Origin of the sequence: Arthrobacter sp. NPDC057013 (assembly GCF_042674585.1) — a bacterium.
Lineage (GTDB): Bacteria > Actinomycetota > Actinomycetes > Actinomycetales > Micrococcaceae > Arthrobacter.
Genome location: NZ_JBHUSE010000048.1, coordinates 1 through 2,096, shown reverse-complemented (window position 1 = coordinate 2,096; position 2,096 = coordinate 1). Strand labels below are relative to the sequence as shown.

Sequence of the window (2,096 nt, the reverse complement as noted above, 5' to 3'; positions counted from 1 at the left end):
GCCAAAACATCGGCTTCATGCTCGAACCCCACGGCTTCTTCAACCAAAACCCCACCCTCAACCTCCCCACCGAAACCCGCACCACCACCACCGGCCACTGCAGCATGGGAGGAGAACGATGAGCCGGCAACAAGCTACGGCAAGCTCGAGTACCGCCACGAGCGGTTCCAAGTCGGGGAAGCTGAAAGCCAACACCCTGGGGCTGTGGGATGTGGTGTTCATGGCGGTCGCGACGTCCGCACCCATCACTGTGATGAGTGGTAACGTCCCGATTTCGGTCGGTTTCGGTGTCGGCACCGGAACGCCGGCAACGTATATCTGGGCAACCTTGATCCTGTCCGTCTTTGCGATCGCTTATGTCACGATGGCGCGCTATGTGACCTCGACTGCCGCGTTCTACGGCTTCATCTCCCGTGGTTTGGGGCGCGTGCTCGGCCTCGGAACCGGTTTCATGGTGACCTTCGGCTACATCGTTTTTGAAGCCAGCATCATCGGCATTTTCTCGTACTTCGGTCATCTGGCCTTCAAGGATCAGCTGGGCCTGGACATCCATTGGGTAGTCTTCGCCGTGGGCGGCCTGCTGATCATCGGCTTCCTGACCTTCTTTGAGATCAGCATGGCAGCGAAAATCCTGACCCTGCTGTTGTTCACGGAGATCGCGATCCTGGCCATCATGGCCTTCGGCGTCCTCTTCCAGGGCGGCGGCCCCGACGGGCTGATGCCGGAGACCCTGAATCCGGCCATTGCGTTCTCGCCAAACGGGCTGCAGTCCGCCGCGCCGGGGCTGGCCATGTTCATCGCATTCTGGTCCTGGACCGGCTTCGAATCGACGGTGATGTACGGGGAGGAATCCAAGAACCCGAAGAAGATTATTCCGATCGCCACCATGATCGCGGTCACCGGCGTCGGCGTCTTCTACACGTTCGTCTCCTGGATGTCCGTCGCCGGCAACGGCGCCCAGGGAGCTATCGCCCTGGCGCAGAGCGCCAACCCGCTGGACATGTTCTTCCACCCCACTGACGTCTTTGTCGGCCACGGCTGGGTCCTGGTCATGGAATGGCTGATGATGACCGGATCCTTCGCCTGCGCCATGGCCTTCCACAACGCGGCCTCACGCTACATGTACTCCCTCGGACGCGAAGGCATCCTGCCGGGCATGCTTGGCAGGACCCACAAGAAGCACGGATCACCACACATCGCGTCATTCCTGCAGACAGGTATCGCCATCCTGTGGATCCTCGGATTCTGGTTCTTCAATAAGGACCCCTACCTGGATGTTTTCGCCCTTCTGGCGATCCTGGGGACATTCATGCTCGTGATTGTGCAGACCGTAACCATGGCGGCAGTGTTCAACTACTTCCGCAAGCACCATCCGGAAGAAAGCTTCTGGCGTACCAAGGTTGCCCCCATTATTGGTGGGGCGGGTATGTTGGCCGTTGTCATCCTGATGTTCCTGAACCTGGACACGGCGGCCGGACCTGCATCGTCGTCCCTGCTGTTCAAGCTCATCCCCTACATCGCCGCCGGGCTGTTTATCACGGGGGCAGGTCTGGCGCTCTACTTCCGGAAAACCGATCCGCTCAAGTACGAAACCATCGGCCACGTCGTTCTTGCCGAGGATGGCCACGGCCCGGTCCTTGACGAAGAGGACCCGGCGCCGCTGCACCCGATCGACCTCGACGACGTCAGGGACATGGAGCGCCAGCACGCCTCCGGTGACCTGGACCAAGAGCTCGACGAACTCGGACGCGAGAAAAAACTGGAGCTGGAGAAGGAATAGCCCCAGCAGCCGGTCCGCGGTGCTGCCCGACGGCGGCATCGCGGACCGGTCGTTTCCCCACCCAAAGCTTTTCCCCATAATCTTCGGTCCCCGGTGCTACAGGCACCCGCATCGGGGACCGAACCCACACTCCAATACCCACCTCAATCCAGTAGGGCGTGATCCGCGTGTTCCATATCCCCGCAATGACCTGGACCCTCACCGCCGTGCTGCTGGCCGGCGGCGCCTACCAGCTCTGGCAGGCCTACAGGTCAGCCCACCTCACCGACCGGGTCAACAACACCCTGCACGCCCTCATGAACACCCTGATGGCCGC

Annotated in this window: 1 protein-coding gene; it reads left to right on the top strand. The window is 61.2% G+C overall.

From position 1 onward, the window contains the following. The first annotated feature begins 118 nt into the window (after positions 1-118). Positions 119-1,780: an APC family permease gene (locus ACFTSA_RS24335; protein WP_377954683.1), complete on the top strand. Its 1,662-nt coding sequence runs from the start codon at positions 119-121 to the stop codon at positions 1,778-1,780. Positions 1,781-2,096 lie beyond the last annotated feature (316 nt).

Bases quoted from the DNA above. Each gene is read 5' to 3' on its own strand.
- ACFTSA_RS24335 (WP_377954683.1), top strand. From the start codon at position 119: ATGAGCCGGCAACAAGCTACGGCAAGCTCGAGTACCGCCACGAGCGGT.